Source organism: Methylobacterium sp. WL69 (assembly GCF_008039485.1).
Classification (GTDB): Bacteria; Pseudomonadota; Alphaproteobacteria; order Rhizobiales; family Beijerinckiaceae; genus Methylobacterium.
Genome location: NZ_VRUZ01000002.1, coordinates 61,242 through 77,603 on the forward strand (window position 1 = coordinate 61,242; position 16,362 = coordinate 77,603).

14 protein-coding genes are annotated in these 16,362 nt (G+C 71.8%); 8 read left to right on the forward strand and 6 right to left on the reverse strand.

Features of this window, described 5'->3' with window-relative positions; all coding sequences use genetic code 11:
• The first annotated feature begins 191 nt into the window (after nt 1–191).
• The 3 genes from FV218_RS01095 to FV218_RS01105 all read left to right on the forward strand — a co-directional run bounded on the left by FV218_RS01095 (nt 192) and on the right by FV218_RS01105 (nt 5,189).
• Entirely contained in the window at nt 192–2,252 is a 2,061-nt protein-coding gene (locus FV218_RS01095) for a glycosyltransferase (protein WP_147708387.1), read from the forward strand.
• Nucleotides 2,253–2,262: 10 nt separating this feature from the next.
• A complete protein-coding gene (locus FV218_RS01100; protein WP_056088677.1) occupies nt 2,263–3,351 on the forward strand; it encodes a glycosyltransferase in 1,089 nt (362 codons plus the stop codon).
• Nucleotides 3,352–3,758: 407 nt separating this feature from the next.
• Nucleotides 3,759–5,189, forward strand: a complete 1,431-nt coding sequence (locus FV218_RS01105) for a GumC family protein (RefSeq protein WP_246684935.1) — start codon at nt 3,759–3,761, stop codon at nt 5,187–5,189.
• A 22-nt stretch (nt 5,190–5,211) separates the two neighbouring features.
• Here the strand turns inward: FV218_RS01105 and FV218_RS01110 are convergent, their stop codons facing one another.
• The 3 genes from FV218_RS01110 to FV218_RS01120 form a co-directional block, all read right to left on the reverse strand.
• The gene (locus FV218_RS01110; RefSeq protein WP_244474902.1) at nt 5,212–6,078 is read right to left on the reverse strand and encodes an EamA family transporter; all 867 of its coding nucleotides are present in this window, start codon (nt 6,076–6,078) and stop codon (nt 5,212–5,214) included.
• 100 nt (nt 6,079–6,178) lie between these two features.
• The gene (locus FV218_RS01115; protein WP_056088682.1) at nt 6,179–6,994 is read right to left on the reverse strand and encodes a DeoR/GlpR family DNA-binding transcription regulator; all 816 of its coding nucleotides are present in this window, start codon (nt 6,992–6,994) and stop codon (nt 6,179–6,181) included.
• A complete protein-coding gene (locus FV218_RS01120; protein ID WP_147708389.1) occupies nt 6,991–7,854 on the reverse strand; it encodes a LysR substrate-binding domain-containing protein in 864 nt (287 codons plus the stop codon). Before FV218_RS01120 ends, FV218_RS01115 begins: the two co-directional genes overlap by 4 nt.
• Nucleotides 7,855–7,981: 127 nt before the next feature.
• Between FV218_RS01120 and FV218_RS01125 the strand changes: the two genes are divergently transcribed.
• The 5 genes from FV218_RS01125 to FV218_RS01145 all read left to right on the forward strand — a co-directional run bounded on the left by FV218_RS01125 (nt 7,982) and on the right by FV218_RS01145 (nt 14,051).
• Nucleotides 7,982–9,091, forward strand: a complete 1,110-nt coding sequence (locus tag FV218_RS01125; protein WP_147708390.1) for a 2-aminoethylphosphonate--pyruvate transaminase — start codon at nt 7,982–7,984, stop codon at nt 9,089–9,091.
• A gap of 21 nt (nt 9,092–9,112) precedes the next feature.
• Nucleotides 9,113–9,940 (forward strand): phosphonoacetaldehyde hydrolase, encoded by an 828-nt coding sequence (phnX, locus tag FV218_RS01130; RefSeq protein ID WP_147708391.1) that lies wholly within the window; start codon nt 9,113–9,115, stop codon nt 9,938–9,940.
• 230 nt (nt 9,941–10,170) lie between these two features.
• Nucleotides 10,171–11,196, forward strand: coding sequence for a putative 2-aminoethylphosphonate ABC transporter substrate-binding protein (locus FV218_RS01135; protein ID WP_147708392.1), 1,026 nt, complete (start codon nt 10,171–10,173; stop codon nt 11,194–11,196).
• Nucleotides 11,197–11,223: 27 nt separating this feature from the next.
• Entirely contained in the window at nt 11,224–12,321 is a 1,098-nt protein-coding gene (locus tag FV218_RS01140) for a putative 2-aminoethylphosphonate ABC transporter ATP-binding protein (RefSeq protein WP_147708393.1), read from the forward strand.
• Nucleotides 12,322–12,329: 8 nt separating this feature from the next.
• A complete protein-coding gene (locus FV218_RS01145) occupies nt 12,330–14,051 on the forward strand; it encodes a putative 2-aminoethylphosphonate ABC transporter permease subunit (RefSeq protein WP_147708394.1) in 1,722 nt (573 codons plus the stop codon).
• Nucleotides 14,052–14,072: 21 nt separating this feature from the next.
• Here FV218_RS01145 and FV218_RS23045 read toward each other — a convergent pair whose 3' ends face one another.
• From FV218_RS23045 to FV218_RS01160, 3 genes are all read right to left on the reverse strand, one after another.
• A complete protein-coding gene (locus FV218_RS23045) occupies nt 14,073–14,396 on the reverse strand; it encodes a helix-turn-helix domain-containing protein (protein ID WP_246684936.1) in 324 nt (107 codons plus the stop codon).
• A gap of 791 nt (nt 14,397–15,187) precedes the next feature.
• Nucleotides 15,188–15,451, reverse strand: coding sequence for a hypothetical protein (locus FV218_RS01155; RefSeq protein ID WP_056091255.1), 264 nt, complete (start codon nt 15,449–15,451; stop codon nt 15,188–15,190).
• A gap of 103 nt (nt 15,452–15,554) precedes the next feature.
• Nucleotides 15,555–16,343: a glutathione S-transferase family protein gene (locus FV218_RS01160; protein WP_147708395.1), complete on the reverse strand. Its 789-nt coding sequence runs from the start codon at nt 16,341–16,343 to the stop codon at nt 15,555–15,557.
• Between the last annotated feature and the right edge of the window lie 19 nt (nt 16,344–16,362).

Sequence of the window (16,362 nt, forward strand, 5' to 3'; positions counted from 1 at the left end):
CGGCCCCAGCAGTACCGTGGGGGGACGCGGTGCCGGCCCGGATGACGGGAGGTGCGCGGGATTACCCGGTCCTGCCGGCTCAAGGGGCGACAAGCATATCTTCAGGATTCGGACCTACCCTCGGGCCATGGTCCGAGGCCGGGTCGGTGTGCGTTCTCCCGGCGATGTCACTCACGGGCTCGACCGTCGCCATGCTCGAACACGATGGTCACGGCGTCGCCCAGTGGCCCTTCGGACCCCGCGCGCCGGACGCGCTGCGCCCGGCGACGCTGCCCGACGGCCGCCCCTGGCCCAGCATCCACGTCCTCACCCCGGCGGCGCCCGACGCCCCCGGGCTTGAGGCCACGGACGCCTCGGTGGCCGCCCAGAATTATGCGCCCCTGCATCACCACCATGTCCCGCCGGGGCCGGACGCGACGGCCTCCGTCGAAGTCCTGCTGTCCGATCCGTCCGTCGATTACGTCCTCGTCCTGCGGGCCGGCGACCTCCTGGCGCCAGGCGCCCTGACCGCCCTCGGTCTGGAAGCGATCCTGGACGGCGGCCCCTCCGCGGGCCCGGACGTGGTGGCCGGCTTGCGCGTCGTATTCGACCGAGGGGTTCTCGGCGGGGTGCTCGGCCTCGATGCCATCGCGCAGGCCCCCGGCCCCCTCGACGGCGGCGGGGTCCCGGACGGCTCCCTGGCGGCGTTCACCGGCGGCGAGTGCCTCCTGGCGCGGGCGGCGATCCGCCGGGCGGGCGGCCTCGACCTCGCGCGGGCGCGCCCGGTGGCCGACCTGTGGCCCCGCCTCGCGGGCGCGCGCCTCGCGCGGATCGGGCGACCGGTCCTGCTGCAGCATGCCCCCGGCGGACGGTCCTCGCTGACGCCGCCGCATCCGGGGCTCGCCATCGCCACCCTCACCGACCACGGCGCCGGCGGCGGCGCCGGCATCGCCCATCGGCGCCTGGCCGAGGCGCTGATCCTCTCGGGCCACCGGGTGACGGACTTCCGGCTGGCCGACGAGGCCGTTCCGGCGGGGGCCGAGTGGCAGGACCGGTTTCCCCGGACCGAGGCCGCCATCCGCGACGGCGCCTACGATCTTCTCCTCGTGGGCAACATCCACGGCGCCACCCGCCGGCCGAACGTCCTCGCGCGCCTCGGGCGGCACCTGCCCGTCGCCCTCGTGATGCACGACCTGTTTCCCCTGACCGGGCGCTGCGCCTTCCCGTGCGGATGCGCCCTCATCGCTACGGGCTGCGACGCGCGCTGCCCGACCTCGACGCAGTATCCCCACCTCGCCCCGTCCCGGATCGCCGGAATCTACGCGGAGAAGCGGGCGCTGCTGGCCGAGCCCGGCGGGCCCCTGCTCCTGGCGAACTCCGCCTGGACCCTCGCCTACACCCGCGCCTGCGCCCCCGCCGGCGCCGCCATCGCCCGCATCGACCTCGCCTTCCCCACGGGGGCGTTCCGGCCGGGGGACCGGGCGGCCCTGCGCCGGCGCCTCGGCCTGCCCGCCGACGGCGTGCTGGTGATGTTCGCCGCCGTCATCGCCGACGCGCCCGGCAAGGGGTTCGCGGATCTGGCCGCGACCCTGCGCCGGGTCGCCCGGCCGGGCGTCGGCTTCGTCGCCGTGGGGCGCCTCGACGACCCGGCCGCCCTCGGCCTGCCCGACCTCGTGGCCGTCGGGCCCATCGGCGACGAGGCCGGCCTGGCGCAATGGTACGGCGCCTGCGACATCTACGTCACTGCGAGCCTCAACGAGACCCTGGGGCAGACCCCCGTGGAGGCCGGCCTGTGCGGGATCCCCACCGTCGCCTACCGGGCCTCCGGCCTGACCACGGCGGTGATCGACGGCGTCTCGGGCATCCTCGTGCCCCAGGTCCCCGGCGCCCTCGCCGACGCCCTCGCGAAGCTCATCGACGATGCGCCCCTGCGCCGGCGCATGGGCGCCTATGCGCGCATCGCCCTGGAGAACCGGTTCAGTCACGCCTCGGCCGCCCTGCGGTTCAACGACGTCCTGCGCGCGCACGGCCTCCTGCCCGCCGCCGCCGACGGGCGCCTGCGCTTCTCCCCGGACCTGCTCGGGCGGTTCGCCTTCGCGCGGGACCGGCACCCCGGCGAGAGCGGCACCGTGCCGGCCCCCTCCCCCGCGCCGATCCGCATGCTGCGCCGGGCCAAGCGCGCGGTTCTCGGCCGGGACCTGCCCCTCTGGCTCCGGCGCGGCCTCTACGTCAGCAGCCTCCTCGCGGGCCCCCTGAGACGGAACAGATCATGAGGCGCCGCCGATGAGCACCGATCCCTCGCCGCGCCGGGTCTATCTCGACCTGACCAACCTGCGCGGCCACGTCACCGGCATCGAGCGGATCGCCCTCGACCTGTTCGCCCCGGAGAACCTCGCGCCGCACGCGGTCCGCCCCGTTCGCAGCCGCAGCCTGCCCGGGATGGTGCTGACCCAGCATGTCGGCCTGCCGGCCCGCGCGCTCGCCGACCGCTCCGCCCTGTTCGTCTTCCCCGGCTTCCCCCCGGGCCCCCTGTCCGTCGCCCTCGGCGACCGCTGCATCGCCTACGTCCACGACACCTTCCTGCTGACCCGGCCCGAGGACCTGAGCTGGAAGAGCCGGCTCTACATGGCGCCGAGCTTCGCCTTCGCCATGCGCTTCGGGCGCCGCTTCCTCGTCAATTCCCGCACCACCGGCGCGGCCGTGCGGGACGTGTGCCGGCGCGAAGCCCTCGTGGCCCTGCTGCGGCCGGCGGTGCGCGACGTGTTCGGCCTCGCCGGGATGGCCGGAACGGCGGCCTACGACCCGGGGCGCCCGCTGCGGCTGCTCGCCATCGGTACCATCGAGCCGCGCAAGGATTACCCGGCGGCCATCGCCATCGTGGCGGCCCTCAACGCCGCCGGCATCCCGGCGGAGCTGCACGTGGTCGGGCGGATCGGCTGGGGCCGCCACGCCTTCCTCGACGCGCCGCCCCCCTTCCTGACCCTGCACGGCTACGTCGACGATGCCGGCCTGCGCCGCCTAGCCGAGAGCTGCCACCTTCTGCTGTCCACCTCGAAGGCCGAGGGCCTCGGCCTGCCGCTCCTCGAAGTCCAGCATGGAGGGCTGCCCGTCGTCGCCCCGGAGGGCGCGGTGTTCTCGGAGGTCTTGGGGTCCTCCGCCCTGTTCATCGCACCGGACGATCCGGCGGACTCGGCCCGGCGCATCGCCGCCTGGGCGCGCACCCGGCTCCCCGGAGCGACGGCGGCGGCACGGGCCAACGTCGCGCGCTGGAACCGGCTCGCGGCGGGGGACGCGGCGCGCTTCCGCGACTTCCTCGACCGCGGGCCGGCCGCCTACGCGGACGACCCGGACGGCGTGGTGCCGGCACGCTGAGGCCGGTGACGGCGGACGTCCATCACGTCAGACTTCGGTCACCATACCGACGCATCGTCGCCGTTGCGCACAGGAATTTGCGGGGTCGCCGAGCGCCCGATAGCCTCTTCTTATACCGGGCCGTCCCTAGTCTTCGGTGGTGATCGCAGCAGGTTCGACGGGGCCTCCTCGGGGCCCCGGCGTGTCCGGCTCCGATGGGGCCGCGGGGCGGCCGGAACGGGGCGAGCTGGCATGCCGACTGCGAATCACCCCGCATCCACGCCGACGCCTGAGGTTTCCGTGCCGGATCGGCACAGAAATTCGGAGGACCGGTGTGGGGCGCGGGGCGCGATGCCCCGGGGACGGGACGGTCGGGGACGGGACAGATGTTCGACTTCGGGACTACGGTACGCGGCGAACCCATCGTGATGGAACGCGCATCCTCGGCGCCCGACGCCGCAATCATCCTGCGGCGGCTCCGCCGGGGCGCCGGCCTCATCGTACTGTCCGGGGTGATCGCGGTGGTCCTGGCGGTGGCCGGGCTCGGGGTCCTGACGCCGACCTACACCTCGGTGCTCCAGGTCCTCGTCGACCCCACGGATCTCGCCGTCATCGCCAACGACCTCAGCACCCGCTCGCCGCAGGCCGACAGCGGCGTCTCCATCGCCGAGAGCCAGGCGCGGGTGATCCAGTCCGACAGCGTCCTGCGCCGGGTGGTGGAACGCCTCCACCTCGCCGAGGACCCGGAATTCGTCCGCGAACCCTCGACGAACCCCGTCGTCGTCGGCGTGAAGGACCTCCTCGGCCTCGACCCGCCGGCCGCCAGCCGCGACGCCGTCAACATCGCCCTCGATACCCTGCGGACCAAGCTCGGCGTGCGCCGGGCGGAGCGGACCTTCGTCATCGACGTCTACGTCCAGACCTTCGATCCGGAGAAGTCGGCGCGCATCGCCAACGCCATCGGCGACGCCTACTTCGCCGAAGACGCCCGCGCCCGGACCGAGGCGGCCCGGCGCGCCTCCGATGCCCTCGGCGGCCGGCTCGTCAGCCTGCGGCGCGGCGTCGAAGAGGCCGAGGGCAAGGTGATCCGCTACCGGGAATCGAACAAGCTCGTGACCACGAGCGGCCGCCTCCTCAGCGACCAGCAGCTGAGCGACCTCAACCAGCAGCTCGTCACCGCCACGATCCGCACGGCCGAGGCCCAGTCCCGCCTCGATCAGGCCAAGCGCATGCGCACGGCCGAGGCCGGCACGGCCCTGCCCGAAATGCTGCAATCCCTCGAGATGCAGAACCTGCGGCAATCCTACGCCACCCTGTCGCGCAACACCGCCGAACTCGCGACCCGCCTCGGCGAGCGCCACCCGGCCATGGCCGAGCAGTATGCCCAGCAGCGCGACCTCCAGCGCCTCATCCAGCGCGAGAAGGAGCGGATCATCGACACCTCGCAGAAGGACTACGACCGGGCCTCGGCCAGCGAGGCCGCCGTGCGGAAAAGCCTCGAGCGGGCCAAGGTCGAGACCGCCGGAAACGACCGGGCCAATGTCGGCCTGCGTGAGCTCGAGCGCGAACTCGAATCGCGGCGGGGGGTCTACGAGACCTTCCTGAAGCGCTCGCGCGAGACCTCCGAGCAGGAGCGGCTCAACAGCTCCAACGTCCGGGTGATCTCGGCCGCGACCCCGGCCCGCCTGCGCAGCTGGCCGCCCTCGCCCAAGGTGGTGCTGCCCCTCGCCCTCGCCCTCGGACTCGCCCTCGGTGCCGGCCTCGCCCTCATGCGGGGTGCCAGCCGCGACCGCCGGGACGAGGCGACACGGATGCCCGCGCCCCTCGGTGCCCGGAGTTTTCGCGCCATCGACGCCTGAACCCCATCCGGAGGCGCGGTCGTCAGGCCAGCCGCATGGTGGCGATGCCGGCGACGATGATCACGGCCGCCACGGCGCGGGCCGCGACCAGGGGCTCCTTGAGCAGCACCACGGCGATGAGGGTGGCGAACAGCACGCTGGTTTCCCGCGTCGCCGCCACGAGGGCGATGGGCGCCACCGTCATCGCCCAGATGGCGATCCAGTAGGAGCCGAGCGCCAGGAGGCCGCCGCCGAGGCCCGGCAAGGCAAGGCCGCGCGCGAGCCCCAGGACGCCGCGCCCCCGGGTCCACAGGACGTAGAGCGGCAGGGGTACGGCGTCGATGACGAAGAGCGCCGCCGCGTAGGCGTGCGGATCGTCGGCGGCCCGCGCCCCGAGCCCGTCCACCAGGGTGTAGCCGGAGATGAGGATGCCCGTCAGCAGGGCGAGGCCGAGGCCCGTCCGGCTCAGGGGCTTCCCGCCGCCCTTGGCCAGGGCCATCAGGGCGACGCCGGCGCACAGGACGACGATGCCGGCGGCGGCGAGCGGCGCCACCGGCTCGCGTAGGACCGTCAGGGACGCGAGCGCCGTCAGCAGGGGCGCGCTGCCCCGGGCGATGGGATAGACCTGTCCCATGTCGGCGTGGCGGTAGGCCTCGGCGAGGGCGACGTAGTAGCCGAGATGCAGGACAATGGACCCGGTGAGCCAGGGCCATGCGGCCGGCACCGGCCATCCGAACCAGACCAGAGCCGGCAGAGCGAACAGGCCGGCGGACGCCGAGATCAGCGCCATGGTGAGGATCGGTTCGAGGTTGAGCTTGGCCGCCGCGTTCCAGCCCGCATGCATGCAGGCGGCGGCGAGCACCATGGCGAAGACCGGCAGGCTCATGCCGGTGGTGACGAGGTTCTCCACGCGTCCGCAGCTCCGCTCCGGCCGCCCGAACCGGCGCGGCCGGGCCCAGACCTAGGCCACGTCCTCAACGAAAGGAAGCGAAAAACCACAAAAAACCACATCATGGGACGACGATGACTTCAAGACCGCGCGCCGTCAGGGCGGCCGCCATCGCGGCCGGCGGGGCGGCATCGACGATGAGCCCGCTGCCGGCCGGGATCGGCGCGAGGCGGATCGGGGTGAGGCGGCCGAACTTGGTGCGGTCGGCCACGACGTAGCCGCGCGCCGCCGAGGCCAGCATGGCGATGCGCAGCTCCGTGGGGAGCGGCGCGAAGTCCGTGATCTCGCCGTCCGGGGCGATGCCGCCGGCGCCGACGAAGGCGAGATCGACGCGAAACCGCGCCAGGGCGGCCACGGCCTCGGAACCGAAAGCGGCCTCGTCCGAGGCCTCGACGGCGCCGCCGAGGATATGGACCCGGAGGCCGGGCACCCGGCACAGGACGAGGCCGACGGGCAGGCTGTTGGTGCAGACCGTCACGCCCGTGCGCGGCACGGCGTCGAGGACGGGATCGAGGCCCGCGAGGGCGTGGGCCACCGCCAGGGTCGTCGCCCCGGAATCGAGCACCACCACCATCCCGTCCTCCACCAGGCGCGCCGCCGCCCGGCCGATGGCGGCCTTGCCCTCGGGGTTGTCGCGCGCCCGCACGGCGAGGGCCGGCTCGTCGGCCCGGCGGGTGGCGCCGCCGTGGACGATGGCGAGGCGTCCGCGCTCGGCGAGATGCTTGAGGTCGCGCCGGATGGTCTCGCGGGAGACGGAGAACCGCGCCGCCATGGCCTCGACGCTGACGCTGCCCTCGGTGCCGAGGCGCGCCAGGATCTCGTCCTGGCGCCGGGCCGCCAGGGTGCGGGGTTCGGCGCCGACGGAAGCGTCCCTCATCGGTCGGTCGCGGCGAGGTCGAACACCGTCCGGATCAGGCGCAGACCGCGGCGCCGCGCGAGGCAGGCGATGGCGTGGCGGTTGGTGAGGTCCGGCCCGGCGAGGGGGATCGCCGCGACGCGGCCGTCATGCCCGCATTCGAGGGAGGAGACGATGCCGATCCCGATCCCGGCGGCGGCGGCCTCGATCACCGCCTCGCGGCTGTCGAGCTCCATCAGCACGTTGGGCCTGATGCCGCGCGCGGCGCAGGCGCGGTCGAAGGTCCGGCGGGTGACGGAATCCGGCTCGCGCAGGACCATGGCAACGCCGTCGAGGTCACCGGGATCGAGTCCGCTCCGCCCGGCCCAGGGATGGGTGCGGGCGAGCACGGCGCAGATGCGCGAGACGGCGATGTCTTCGAGGTGCAGGTCGGGATGGGCCTGCGCCTCCGTCAGCACCGCGACGCTCGCGCGCTCGGCGAGCAGGGCCTCCCGGGTCTCGGCGGCGTTGCCGAGGCGGAGGCCGACGACGATGCCGGGATGGCGGGCGCGCAGGCGCGCCAGCAGGGGCATGACGATGTGGGGCGAATCGACGGCGATCTCGATGCGGCCCGAGACCAGATTGCGGTTGGCCTCCAGCAGGTCCTCGGCCCGCTCGACGAGGCCGAACAGGGGGCCGGTGAGTTCGGCCAGGGCCTGCCCCTGCGGCGTCAGTTCGGCGCTGCGGGCCGTGCGCCGGAACAGCACGAGGTCGTAGCGTTCCTCCAGGGCCTTGATGTGCCCGGTCACCGCCGGCTGGCTGATGCACAGCCTTCGGGCCGCACGGGTGAAGCTGCCCTCGCGCGAGACGGCGTCGAAGGCGCGGAGCTGGAACAGGTTCATGGGCGCCCATCAGCCGAACTGATGCCGTACATCATGACAAACGATTTGATCTGATAGGTGCCGCGAAGGCAAGGTTTTTGGGCGCCGACCCGCTTCGCTCGTGTCCCTCAGCGGACCGGAGACGACCATGACAGCCCCCGCCACCATACTCCTGACGCCCGGCCCGCTCACCACCTCGGCGCGCACCCGCGCCGCGATGATGACAGACTGGGGCTCGTGGGATTCCAGCTTCAACCGGCTGACGGCCTCCGTCTGCGAACGGCTCGTCGCCATCGCCAACGGCACCGGAAGCCATGCCTGCGTGCCGCTCCAGGGCAGCGGTACCTTCGCGGTGGAGGCCGCCATCGCCACCTTCGTACCGCGCACGGGCAAGGTGCTGGTCCTCGTCAACGGCGCCTACGGCAAGCGCCTGGCGAAGATCTGCGCGGCCCTCGGCCGCGACCACAGCGTCTACGAGACCGCCGACGACGTGCCGACGACACCGGACGCCGTCGATGCCCTGCTCGGCGCCGATCCGGCCATCACCCATGTCGGCCTGATCCATTGCGAGACCAGCACCGGCATCCTCAACCCCCTGCCCGAGATCGCCGCAATGGTCGCCCGGCACGGGCGCGGCCTCATCGTCGATGCCATGAGTTCATTCGGGGCCCTGCCCATCGACGCCAAGACGGTGCCGTTCGAGGCCCTGATCGCGGCCTCGGGCAAGTGCCTGGAGGGCGTCCCCGGCATGGGCTTCGTCATCGCCCGTGCCGATGCCCTGGCGCGGGCCGAGGGCAACGCGGCGTCGCTGGCCCTCGATCTCCACGACCAGCACACCTACCTGCAGCGCACGGGGCAATGGCGCTTCACGCCGCCGACCCACGTGGTCGCGGCCCTGCACGAGGCCCTGCTGCAATACGACGAGGAAGGCGGCCTGCCCGCCCGCCACGCCCGGTACGGCCGCAATTGCGACGTGCTGATCCGCGGGCTGGAGCGCCTCGGCCTCAAAAGCTTCCTGGCACCCGCGATCCAGGCGCCGATCATCGTCACAGTCCACGCCCCGCGCGACCCGAACTATCGCTTCGCCGAGTTCTACGCGGCGGTGCGGGAGCGCGGCTTCATCCTCTACCCCGGCAAACTCACGCAGGTGGAGACGTTTCGCGTTGGCTGCATCGGCCACGTCGACTCCACCGACATGGAACGCGCGGTGGAGGCGATCGCCGACGCCCTGCGGGCCCTCGCCATCACGACGCCCTGAGCCCCTCGAGGAACACGCGCCATGTCCTACGCCCCACCCAAAAGACTCCAGGCGGCGATCCTCGACTGGGCCGGCACCGTCGTCGATTTCGGCTCGTTCGCGCCGACGCAGATCTTCGTCGAGGCCTTCGCCGAATTCGGCGTCGCCGTCAGCCTCGCCGAGGCGCGCGGGCCCATGGGCATGGGCAAGTGGGACCACATCCGCACGCTGCTGAACGATCCCGCCATCGCCGCGCGCTACGCGGTCGCCCACGGGCGGGCGGCGAGCGATGCCGACGTCACCGCCCTCTACGAGCGCTTCATGCCGCTCCAGATCGAGAAGATCGCCGACCATTCGGCGGTGATCCCCGGGGCCCTCGACGCCATCGCGGCCCTGCGGGCCCGGGGCCTGAAGATCGGCTCGTGCTCCGGGTATCCGGCGCGGGTGATGGAGCGGGTCGTGGCCCTCGCCGCCAGCAACGGCTACGTCGCCGACCATGTCGTCGCCACCGACGAGGTTCCCAACGGGCGGCCGTGGCCGGCCCAGGCACTGGCCAACGTCATCGCGCTCGGCATCGACGACGTCGCCGCCTGCGTGAAGGTCGACGACACGGTGCCGGGCATCCTGGAGGGCCGCAAGGCCGGGATGTGGACCGTGGCGCTCACCTGCTCGGGCAACGCCCTCGGCCTCACCCACGACCAGTACTTACGCCTGCCCGCCAAGCGCCTCGCCGCCGAGCGCGCGCGGATCGCGGATTTGTTCGCCGCGTCGAAGCCGCACTTCCTCATCGACACCATCGCGGACCTGCCGGGAATCGTCGCGGACATCGACGGCCTGCTCGCTGCCGGGCGGATGCCGCAGGCCTGCTGATCGCGGGCGCCTCGCGCGCCCGGACAACCGAAGCATTCGTGGACCGTCCATGGCATCTCGCCGTGGGCGGTCTTGGCGTGCGCGAAATCACTTAAGTCTTCGAAGACGATGGACACGAAAGAGGCAAGAGACGCCGAAAGACTAATCTTGCTCATGCGAGATTTCGTCTTTCTACTGTCACGAACCGCCCCGTAAAGCGGTGGCGACGAAAGCCTCCCGGAGACGCGACTATGACAGCCCTCGGCCGCCTCGCCCTGCCCCTCGTACTCGCCCTCCTGGCGCCCCTCCCCGCCCAGGCCGCAGAGCGCACCAAGCTCACGATCTACACCGCCCTGGAGAACGACCAGCTCGGTCCGTTCAAGGCCGGGATCGAGCGGGCGGTGCCCGAGGTCGAGGTGGTGTGGGTGCGGGATTCGACGGGGGTCATCACCGCCCGGTTCCTGGCCGAGAAGGACAACCCGCGCGCCGACATGGTCATGGGGCTCGCCGCCTCCAGCCTGCTGATGTTCGAGAAGCAGGGCCTGCTCGCCACCTACGAGCCGAAGGGCGTCGAGGCCCTGAAGCCCGCCTTCCGGGACGCCGAGGCGCCCTACACCTGGACCGGCACGGACGCCTCCATCGGCGTGATCTGCTTCAACACGGCGGAGGCCGAGAAGGACAAGGCGAAGACACCGGCGCGCTGGGCCGATCTGCTGGCGTCCGAGCTCAAGGGCAAGGTGGTGATGCCGCATCCGGCCTCGTCCGGCACCGGCTACCTCCTCGTGGCGGGCTGGCTCCAGGGCATGGGCGAGGAGGCCGGCTGGGCCTACATGGACCGCCTCCACGACAACATCGCCGCCTACCTGCATTCGGGCTCGGCCCCCTGCGTCCAGGCGGCGCGGGGCGAGCGCACCGCCGGCCTGTCGCTGGACATGCGGGGCGCCGCCGAGAAGACCAAGGGTGCGCCCCTCGCCGTGATCGCGCCCGCCGACGGCACCGGCTGGGACGAGGAAGCCTACGCCATCGTGGCCGCCACGAAGCATGGGGACGCCGCCCGCAAGGTCGCCGACTGGGGCGCCACCAAGGCCGCCAACGAGCTCTACGCCAAGAGCTACGCCGTGGTCGCCTATCCGGGCGTCGCCACCGTGCCGGCGAACTATCCCGCCGGCGCGGAGGCCGCGATGATCAGGAACGATCTCGGCTGGATGGCGGACAACCGCGAGCGGGTGCTGGCCGAGTGGTCGCGCCGCTACGAGGCCAAGGCCGCCAAGAAGTAAGTCTCCCGCCAAGCCGAGGGCCCCGCCATGACGCAGCGCGATGCGACCCCGTTCCTGACGGTTTCCGGCCTGTCGAAGCGCTACGGTGCCTTCACGGCCCTGGACCGGATCGACCTCGTCATCGGGCGCGGGGAGTTCGTGTGCTTCCTCGGCCCCTCGGGCTGCGGCAAGACCACCCTCCTGCGCCTCATCGCCGGCCTCGACCGGCAGGACGAAGGCCGGATCGGGATCGCCGGAAGGGACGTCTCCCACGCCCCGCCGGCGGCGCGGGACTTCGGCATCGTGTTCCAGTCCTACGCCCTGTTCCCGAACCTGACGGTGGCGGCCAACGTCGCCTACGGCCTGGTCAACCGCCGCCTCGACCGGGCCCGTATCGCCGACCGCGTCGCCGAGCTCCTCGCCCTCGTCGGCCTGCCCGATCAGGGCGAGAAGTATCCGGTCCAGCTCTCGGGCGGGCAGCAGCAGCGGGTGGCGCTCGCGCGGGCGCTGGCGACCTCGCCGTCCCTGCTGCTCCTCGACGAACCGCTCTCGGCCCTGGACGCGAAGGTGCGGACCCGGCTGCGCGAGGAGATCCGGCACCTGCAGAAGCGGCTCGGCATCACCACCATCATGGTCACCCACGACCAGGAGGAGGCGCTGGCCATGGCCGACCGGGTCGTGGTGATGAATCGCGGTGCCATCGAGCAGGTCGGCACGCCCGGCGAGATCTACCGCAACCCGGCCACCGCCTTCGTGGCCGACTTCATCGGCGCCATGACCTTCCTCGACGCCACCGTCGGGGCGGCGCGGCAGCTCCGGGTCGGCGCCGTCGATCTCGTCTGCGAGGACGGGCGCGGCTTCGTCCCCGGCAGTCCGGTGCGCCTCGGTTTCCGGCCGGAGGAGATCCGGGTCGGCAACGTCCGACCAACCGACGTCAACGCGTTCCAGGTCCGCGTGCGCAGCCTCGAATTCCTCGGGGCCTTCACCCGGGCCCGCCTGGAACCGAGCCTGGATCTCGGCGGCTCCCTCGTGGCCGACGTCTCGGCCAACCTCCACGGCGACCTCGCCCTGACGGAAGGCCAGTACCTCTACGTCTCCCTGCCGCCGGCGGCCCTCCGGGCCTTCCCGGTGGCAGCGCGCGCGTGAGTCCCGCGATGACGGAGGCCCTCGCCCTCGCCCTGCCGGAGGCCGTTCCGGTGCGGCGCGCCCGCGTGCCGGAGCGCCTCGTCGCCACCGTGCTCATCGCCGGCCTGTGCCTGGTGCTCGTCCTCATCCTCGCCCTGCCGCTCGGCACCCTGCTGATGAAGAGCCTGGAGGCGCCGGGCGGGGGCTTCGCGGGGCTGTCCAACTTCCGCACCTACTTCGCCACCCCGACCCTGGTCGAGGCCCTGGTCAACAGCCTCGCTGTGGCCGGCACCACCGTCGCCATCGTGGTGCCCCTCGCCTTCGCCTACGCCTACGCGCTGACCCGCACGGCGATGCGGTTCCGGGGCGTGCTGCTGGCCCTGGCCCTGCTGCCGCTGTTCGCGCCCTCGCTCCTGTCGGGCATCGCCCTCACCTACATCCTCGGCAACCAGGGATTCCTGCGCGGGCTGCTCATGGGGCAGAGCGTCTACGGACCCATCGGCATCGTCATCGCCGAATGCCTCTACGCCTTCCCGCACGCCCTCATCATCCTGATGACGGCCCTGGCCCTGTCCGACGCCCGGCTCTACGAGGCCGCCGCCGCCATGGGCACGGGGCGCCTGCGCACCTTCGCCACCGTGACCCTGCCGGGCGCCCGCTACGGCCTCGTCAGCGCGGCCTTCGTGGTCTTCACCCTGGTGGTGACGGATTTCGGCATCCCGAAGGTCATCGGCGGCCAGTATCCGGTCCTCGCCACCGACGCCTACCGCCAGGTGGTCGGCCAGCAGAACTTCCCCATGGGCGCCGTGGTCGGGCTGCTGATGCTGGCCCCGGCGGTGCTGGCCTTCGCCGTGGACCGGCTGATCCGGCGCCGGCAATCGGCCCTGCTCACGGCCCGCTCCGTGCCCTACGAGCCCAAACCCCACCCCGTCCGCGACGGCCTGTCGCTCGCCTATGCGGGGCTCGTCGCCGGCCTCGTCGTCGCCACCTACGGCGTCGCCGTCTGGGCCTCGTTCATCCGCTACTGGCCGTACAACCTCGGCCTCACCCTCGACCATTACGACTTCGCGGCGGCCGATTCCGACGGCTGGACGCCCTACGGGAACTCGCTGCTCATGGCCGGGGCGGTGGCCGTCCTCGGCACCGGGCTGGTGTTCTGCGGCGCCTACCTCATCGAGAAGCTCAAGGTGTTCTCCGCCGGCCGCGCCCTGGCGCAGCTGCTGGCGATGCTGCCGCTGGCCGTACCCGGCCTCGTGCTGGGACTCGGCTACGTGTTCTTCTTCAACGCGCCGTGGAACCCCCTGAACGTCCTCTACGGGACCCTGGCGCTCCTGGTGATCAACACCGTGGCGCACTACTACACCGTGGCGCACGTGACCGCGACGACGGCCCTGAAGCAGATCGATCCCGAATTCGAAGCGGTCTCGGCCTCCCTCAAGGTGCCGTTCTGGCAGACGTTCCGCCGGGTCAGCCTGCCGATCTGCCTGCCCACGGTGCTCGAACTCGCCGTCTACCTGTTCGTCAACGCCATGACGACGGTCTCGGCGGTGATCTTCCTCTACGGGCCGGGCACCAAGCTCGCCGCCATCGCCATCGTCCACATGGACGAGGCCGGGGCCACGGCGTCCGCCGCCGCCATGGCGAGCGTGATCATGGCGACCGCGCTCTGCGCCCGCCTGGCGCTGGCCCTGGTCAACCGCTTCGTCCTCGCCCGTGCCCAGGTCTGGCGCCGCCGCGAGGGGACGGCGTGACGCGCCGGCAAGCGCCGACGGTCAGGCGGCGAGCCCGGGGGGCGTGGTTCCCATGACGGCGGCGTAGCTCGCTTCCGGCGCGCCGTAGGCGTCGCCCGCCGAGGCCAGGAGCTCGGCGCGGTCCCGGATGACGATGGTGCCGCGATGGATGCCGATGGATCCGAGGGTGACGAGGTTGCGCAGGGCCGTCGTTACGCCGGCGCGGCGCACGCCGAGCATGAGGGACAGGAATTCGTGCGTGAGCATGATGTCCTCGCGGTCGACGCGATCGTGGCTCATGAGGAGCCAGCGGGCCAGGCGCTGTTCGATGGTGAAGCGGCCGTTGCAGAGCGCCGTCTGCGCCACCTGGATCGAGAAGGCATAGGCGTAGCGCAGCAGATGGCGATGCAGGGGTTAGGCTGTCGATCAGGGCCTGGCGGAGGTCGGACGCCGAGAGCTGCATGACCCGGCAGGGAATCTGAACGAAGGTTTCGTGCGGCGTGCGGTCGACGCCGTATAGCAGCGCCACGCCCGTCATCCCCTCCGGGCCGATCAGGCCCGTTTCCATGCGGATGCCGTTCGCCGTGCGAGCGACCACGGAGACGACGCCCGGTCCCGGGAAGCAGACCTGGGAAATGGCCTCGTGCTGGCTCTCAATGACGTGGTGGCGATCAAGCGACGCGGGCGCGAGGTACGGCGCGAGCACGGCGAACAGGTCGGGCCGGAGACTGGCCAGTAACGTATTCTGCAACTTAGATTGATCGAGAGAAAGTGTCATGGCGGCACCTGTTTCAGAGGAAATCAGGCGCTTTTGTATCGAGCGAATGATCCGAGCCGATTGACAGACGACCATTAGACACTTTTCCACGCGAATACGAGCGGAATATTATTATTTATTAACACTGAGCGTAAGCAGGAATTCGTCCCGCACGTACGCCGACCTCCGAACTTGCCCGCAGGCCTCCGACTGGTCGACAGGACTTTCTCAAGACGGACGAAGCCATCCTCGTCGAAAGCCGCGGCACCGCATGCCGACGAGGCACGGTCGGAACATGCGCGAAACCACCTGCGTTCGCCGAGCCCTCGGTTCACAGGAGCCCCCCGCTCCGCCGTCGTGCGCGGAGCGAGAACCGGCCATGGGCGAGCGTATCGCCCCGTCAGTTGCAGCCGATGCAGATGCCCTTGGTGATCTCGCTGTCCTTCTTCTGCTGCTTCGTGCGTTGATCGAGGTTGCGATCGACGTCGCCGCCCGCGGCGGCGCCGGGCGGCTTGGTCTGGCCGACGGAGGTGGTGTTGGGTGCCCGCGTCGTGGTGCTGACGTCCCCACCGGTCCCGGTCTCGGCGGGGGATTGGGCCAGAACGGAACCGGCTGACCCAATGGTGAACACGAGGGCGGCGATCAGCGGAATTCTCGAGGTCACGGCGCACTTCCTTCGGTTGAGGATCATCGTGTTTCAACGGGTGCCGCGAAGGTCGGTTCACACGATGACGCGGTTGACCGTGCGGCAACGCACGGGAGCCCGCCTACGGGGTGTCCGGCCAGGGGAAGCGGATGTTGCCGTCGCGCAGACCCGCTTCGACGACGCACAGCCCACCCGACTTCACCATCCATTCGAGGCGATGGTCGCGGTACTCGCGCCGCCGCGTTCCCGTGGTGTAGAGGTCCGCGGCCTGCGCCATCCGGGCGGCGGCCGCCTCGAACTCGGCGAAGGTCCGGGCCACGGCGGGGCGTTCGCCGACCCGCGCGTGCCAGCGCCGGAGCGGGCTGCCGGGCTCCGGCCCGAGGCCGTAATGCACCGAGCGGTTGACCAGGGGCGCCGCCGCCGCGTCGGCCCAGCCGAAGCCCTCTCCGCCGAACCAGTCGGCGTCGCCGAGGCGTCCCGCGAGCCAATCCTGCAGGACACGCGTCTGCGCCGCCGCCTGGGCCCGCAGGTGATCGGCCAGCGCCCCGGTGGCGCGGCGGAACCACAGCACCTCGCCAAACCCCCAGTTCACGGCCTCGTACTGGGTGTCGCAGACATCTTCGGTGATCCGCGCGAAGGCGCGGGCCGCCGGGGTCCGGGGCAGGAGCGGCGGATCGGGCCAGCGCTCCTCGATGTATTCGAGGATGATGGTGGATTCGAAGATCGACACGGTGCCGTCGATGAGCACCGGCACTTCCGTGCGCGGATTGGCCTCTGCGAACGGGCCGTCGGCGCGACCGGTACCGAAGCTCTCGGGCAGTTCGGCCGTGAACGCCACGCCCTTTTCGCGAAGGGCGATCTTGATCTTCTGGGCGTAGGACGAGAGCGGATGCTCGTAGAGCAGCACCATGGGGTCTCCGGGGACGGGA

Coding starts and splice junctions, on each gene's coding strand:
- FV218_RS01095 (WP_147708387.1), top strand. CDS start 192: ATGCTCGAACACGATGGTCACGGCGTCGCCCAGTGGCCCTTCGGACCC.
- FV218_RS01100 (WP_056088677.1), top strand. CDS start 2,263: ATGAGCACCGATCCCTCGCCGCGCCGGGTCTATCTCGACCTGACCAAC.
- FV218_RS01105 (WP_246684935.1), top strand. CDS start 3,759: ATGGAACGCGCATCCTCGGCGCCCGACGCCGCAATCATCCTGCGGCGG.
- FV218_RS01115 (WP_056088682.1), bottom strand. CDS start 6,994: ATGAGGGACGCTTCCGTCGGCGCCGAACCCCGCACCCTGGCGGCCCGG.
- FV218_RS01120 (WP_147708389.1), bottom strand. CDS start 7,854: ATGAACCTGTTCCAGCTCCGCGCCTTCGACGCCGTCTCGCGCGAGGGC.
- FV218_RS01125 (WP_147708390.1), top strand. CDS start 7,982: ATGACAGCCCCCGCCACCATACTCCTGACGCCCGGCCCGCTCACCACC.
- phnX (WP_147708391.1), top strand. CDS start 9,113: ATGTCCTACGCCCCACCCAAAAGACTCCAGGCGGCGATCCTCGACTGG.
- FV218_RS01135 (WP_147708392.1), top strand. CDS start 10,171: ATGACAGCCCTCGGCCGCCTCGCCCTGCCCCTCGTACTCGCCCTCCTG.
- FV218_RS01140 (WP_147708393.1), top strand. CDS start 11,224: ATGACGCAGCGCGATGCGACCCCGTTCCTGACGGTTTCCGGCCTGTCG.
- FV218_RS01145 (WP_147708394.1), top strand. CDS start 12,330: ATGACGGAGGCCCTCGCCCTCGCCCTGCCGGAGGCCGTTCCGGTGCGG.
- FV218_RS01160 (WP_147708395.1), bottom strand. CDS start 16,343: ATGGTGCTGCTCTACGAGCATCCGCTCTCGTCCTACGCCCAGAAGATC.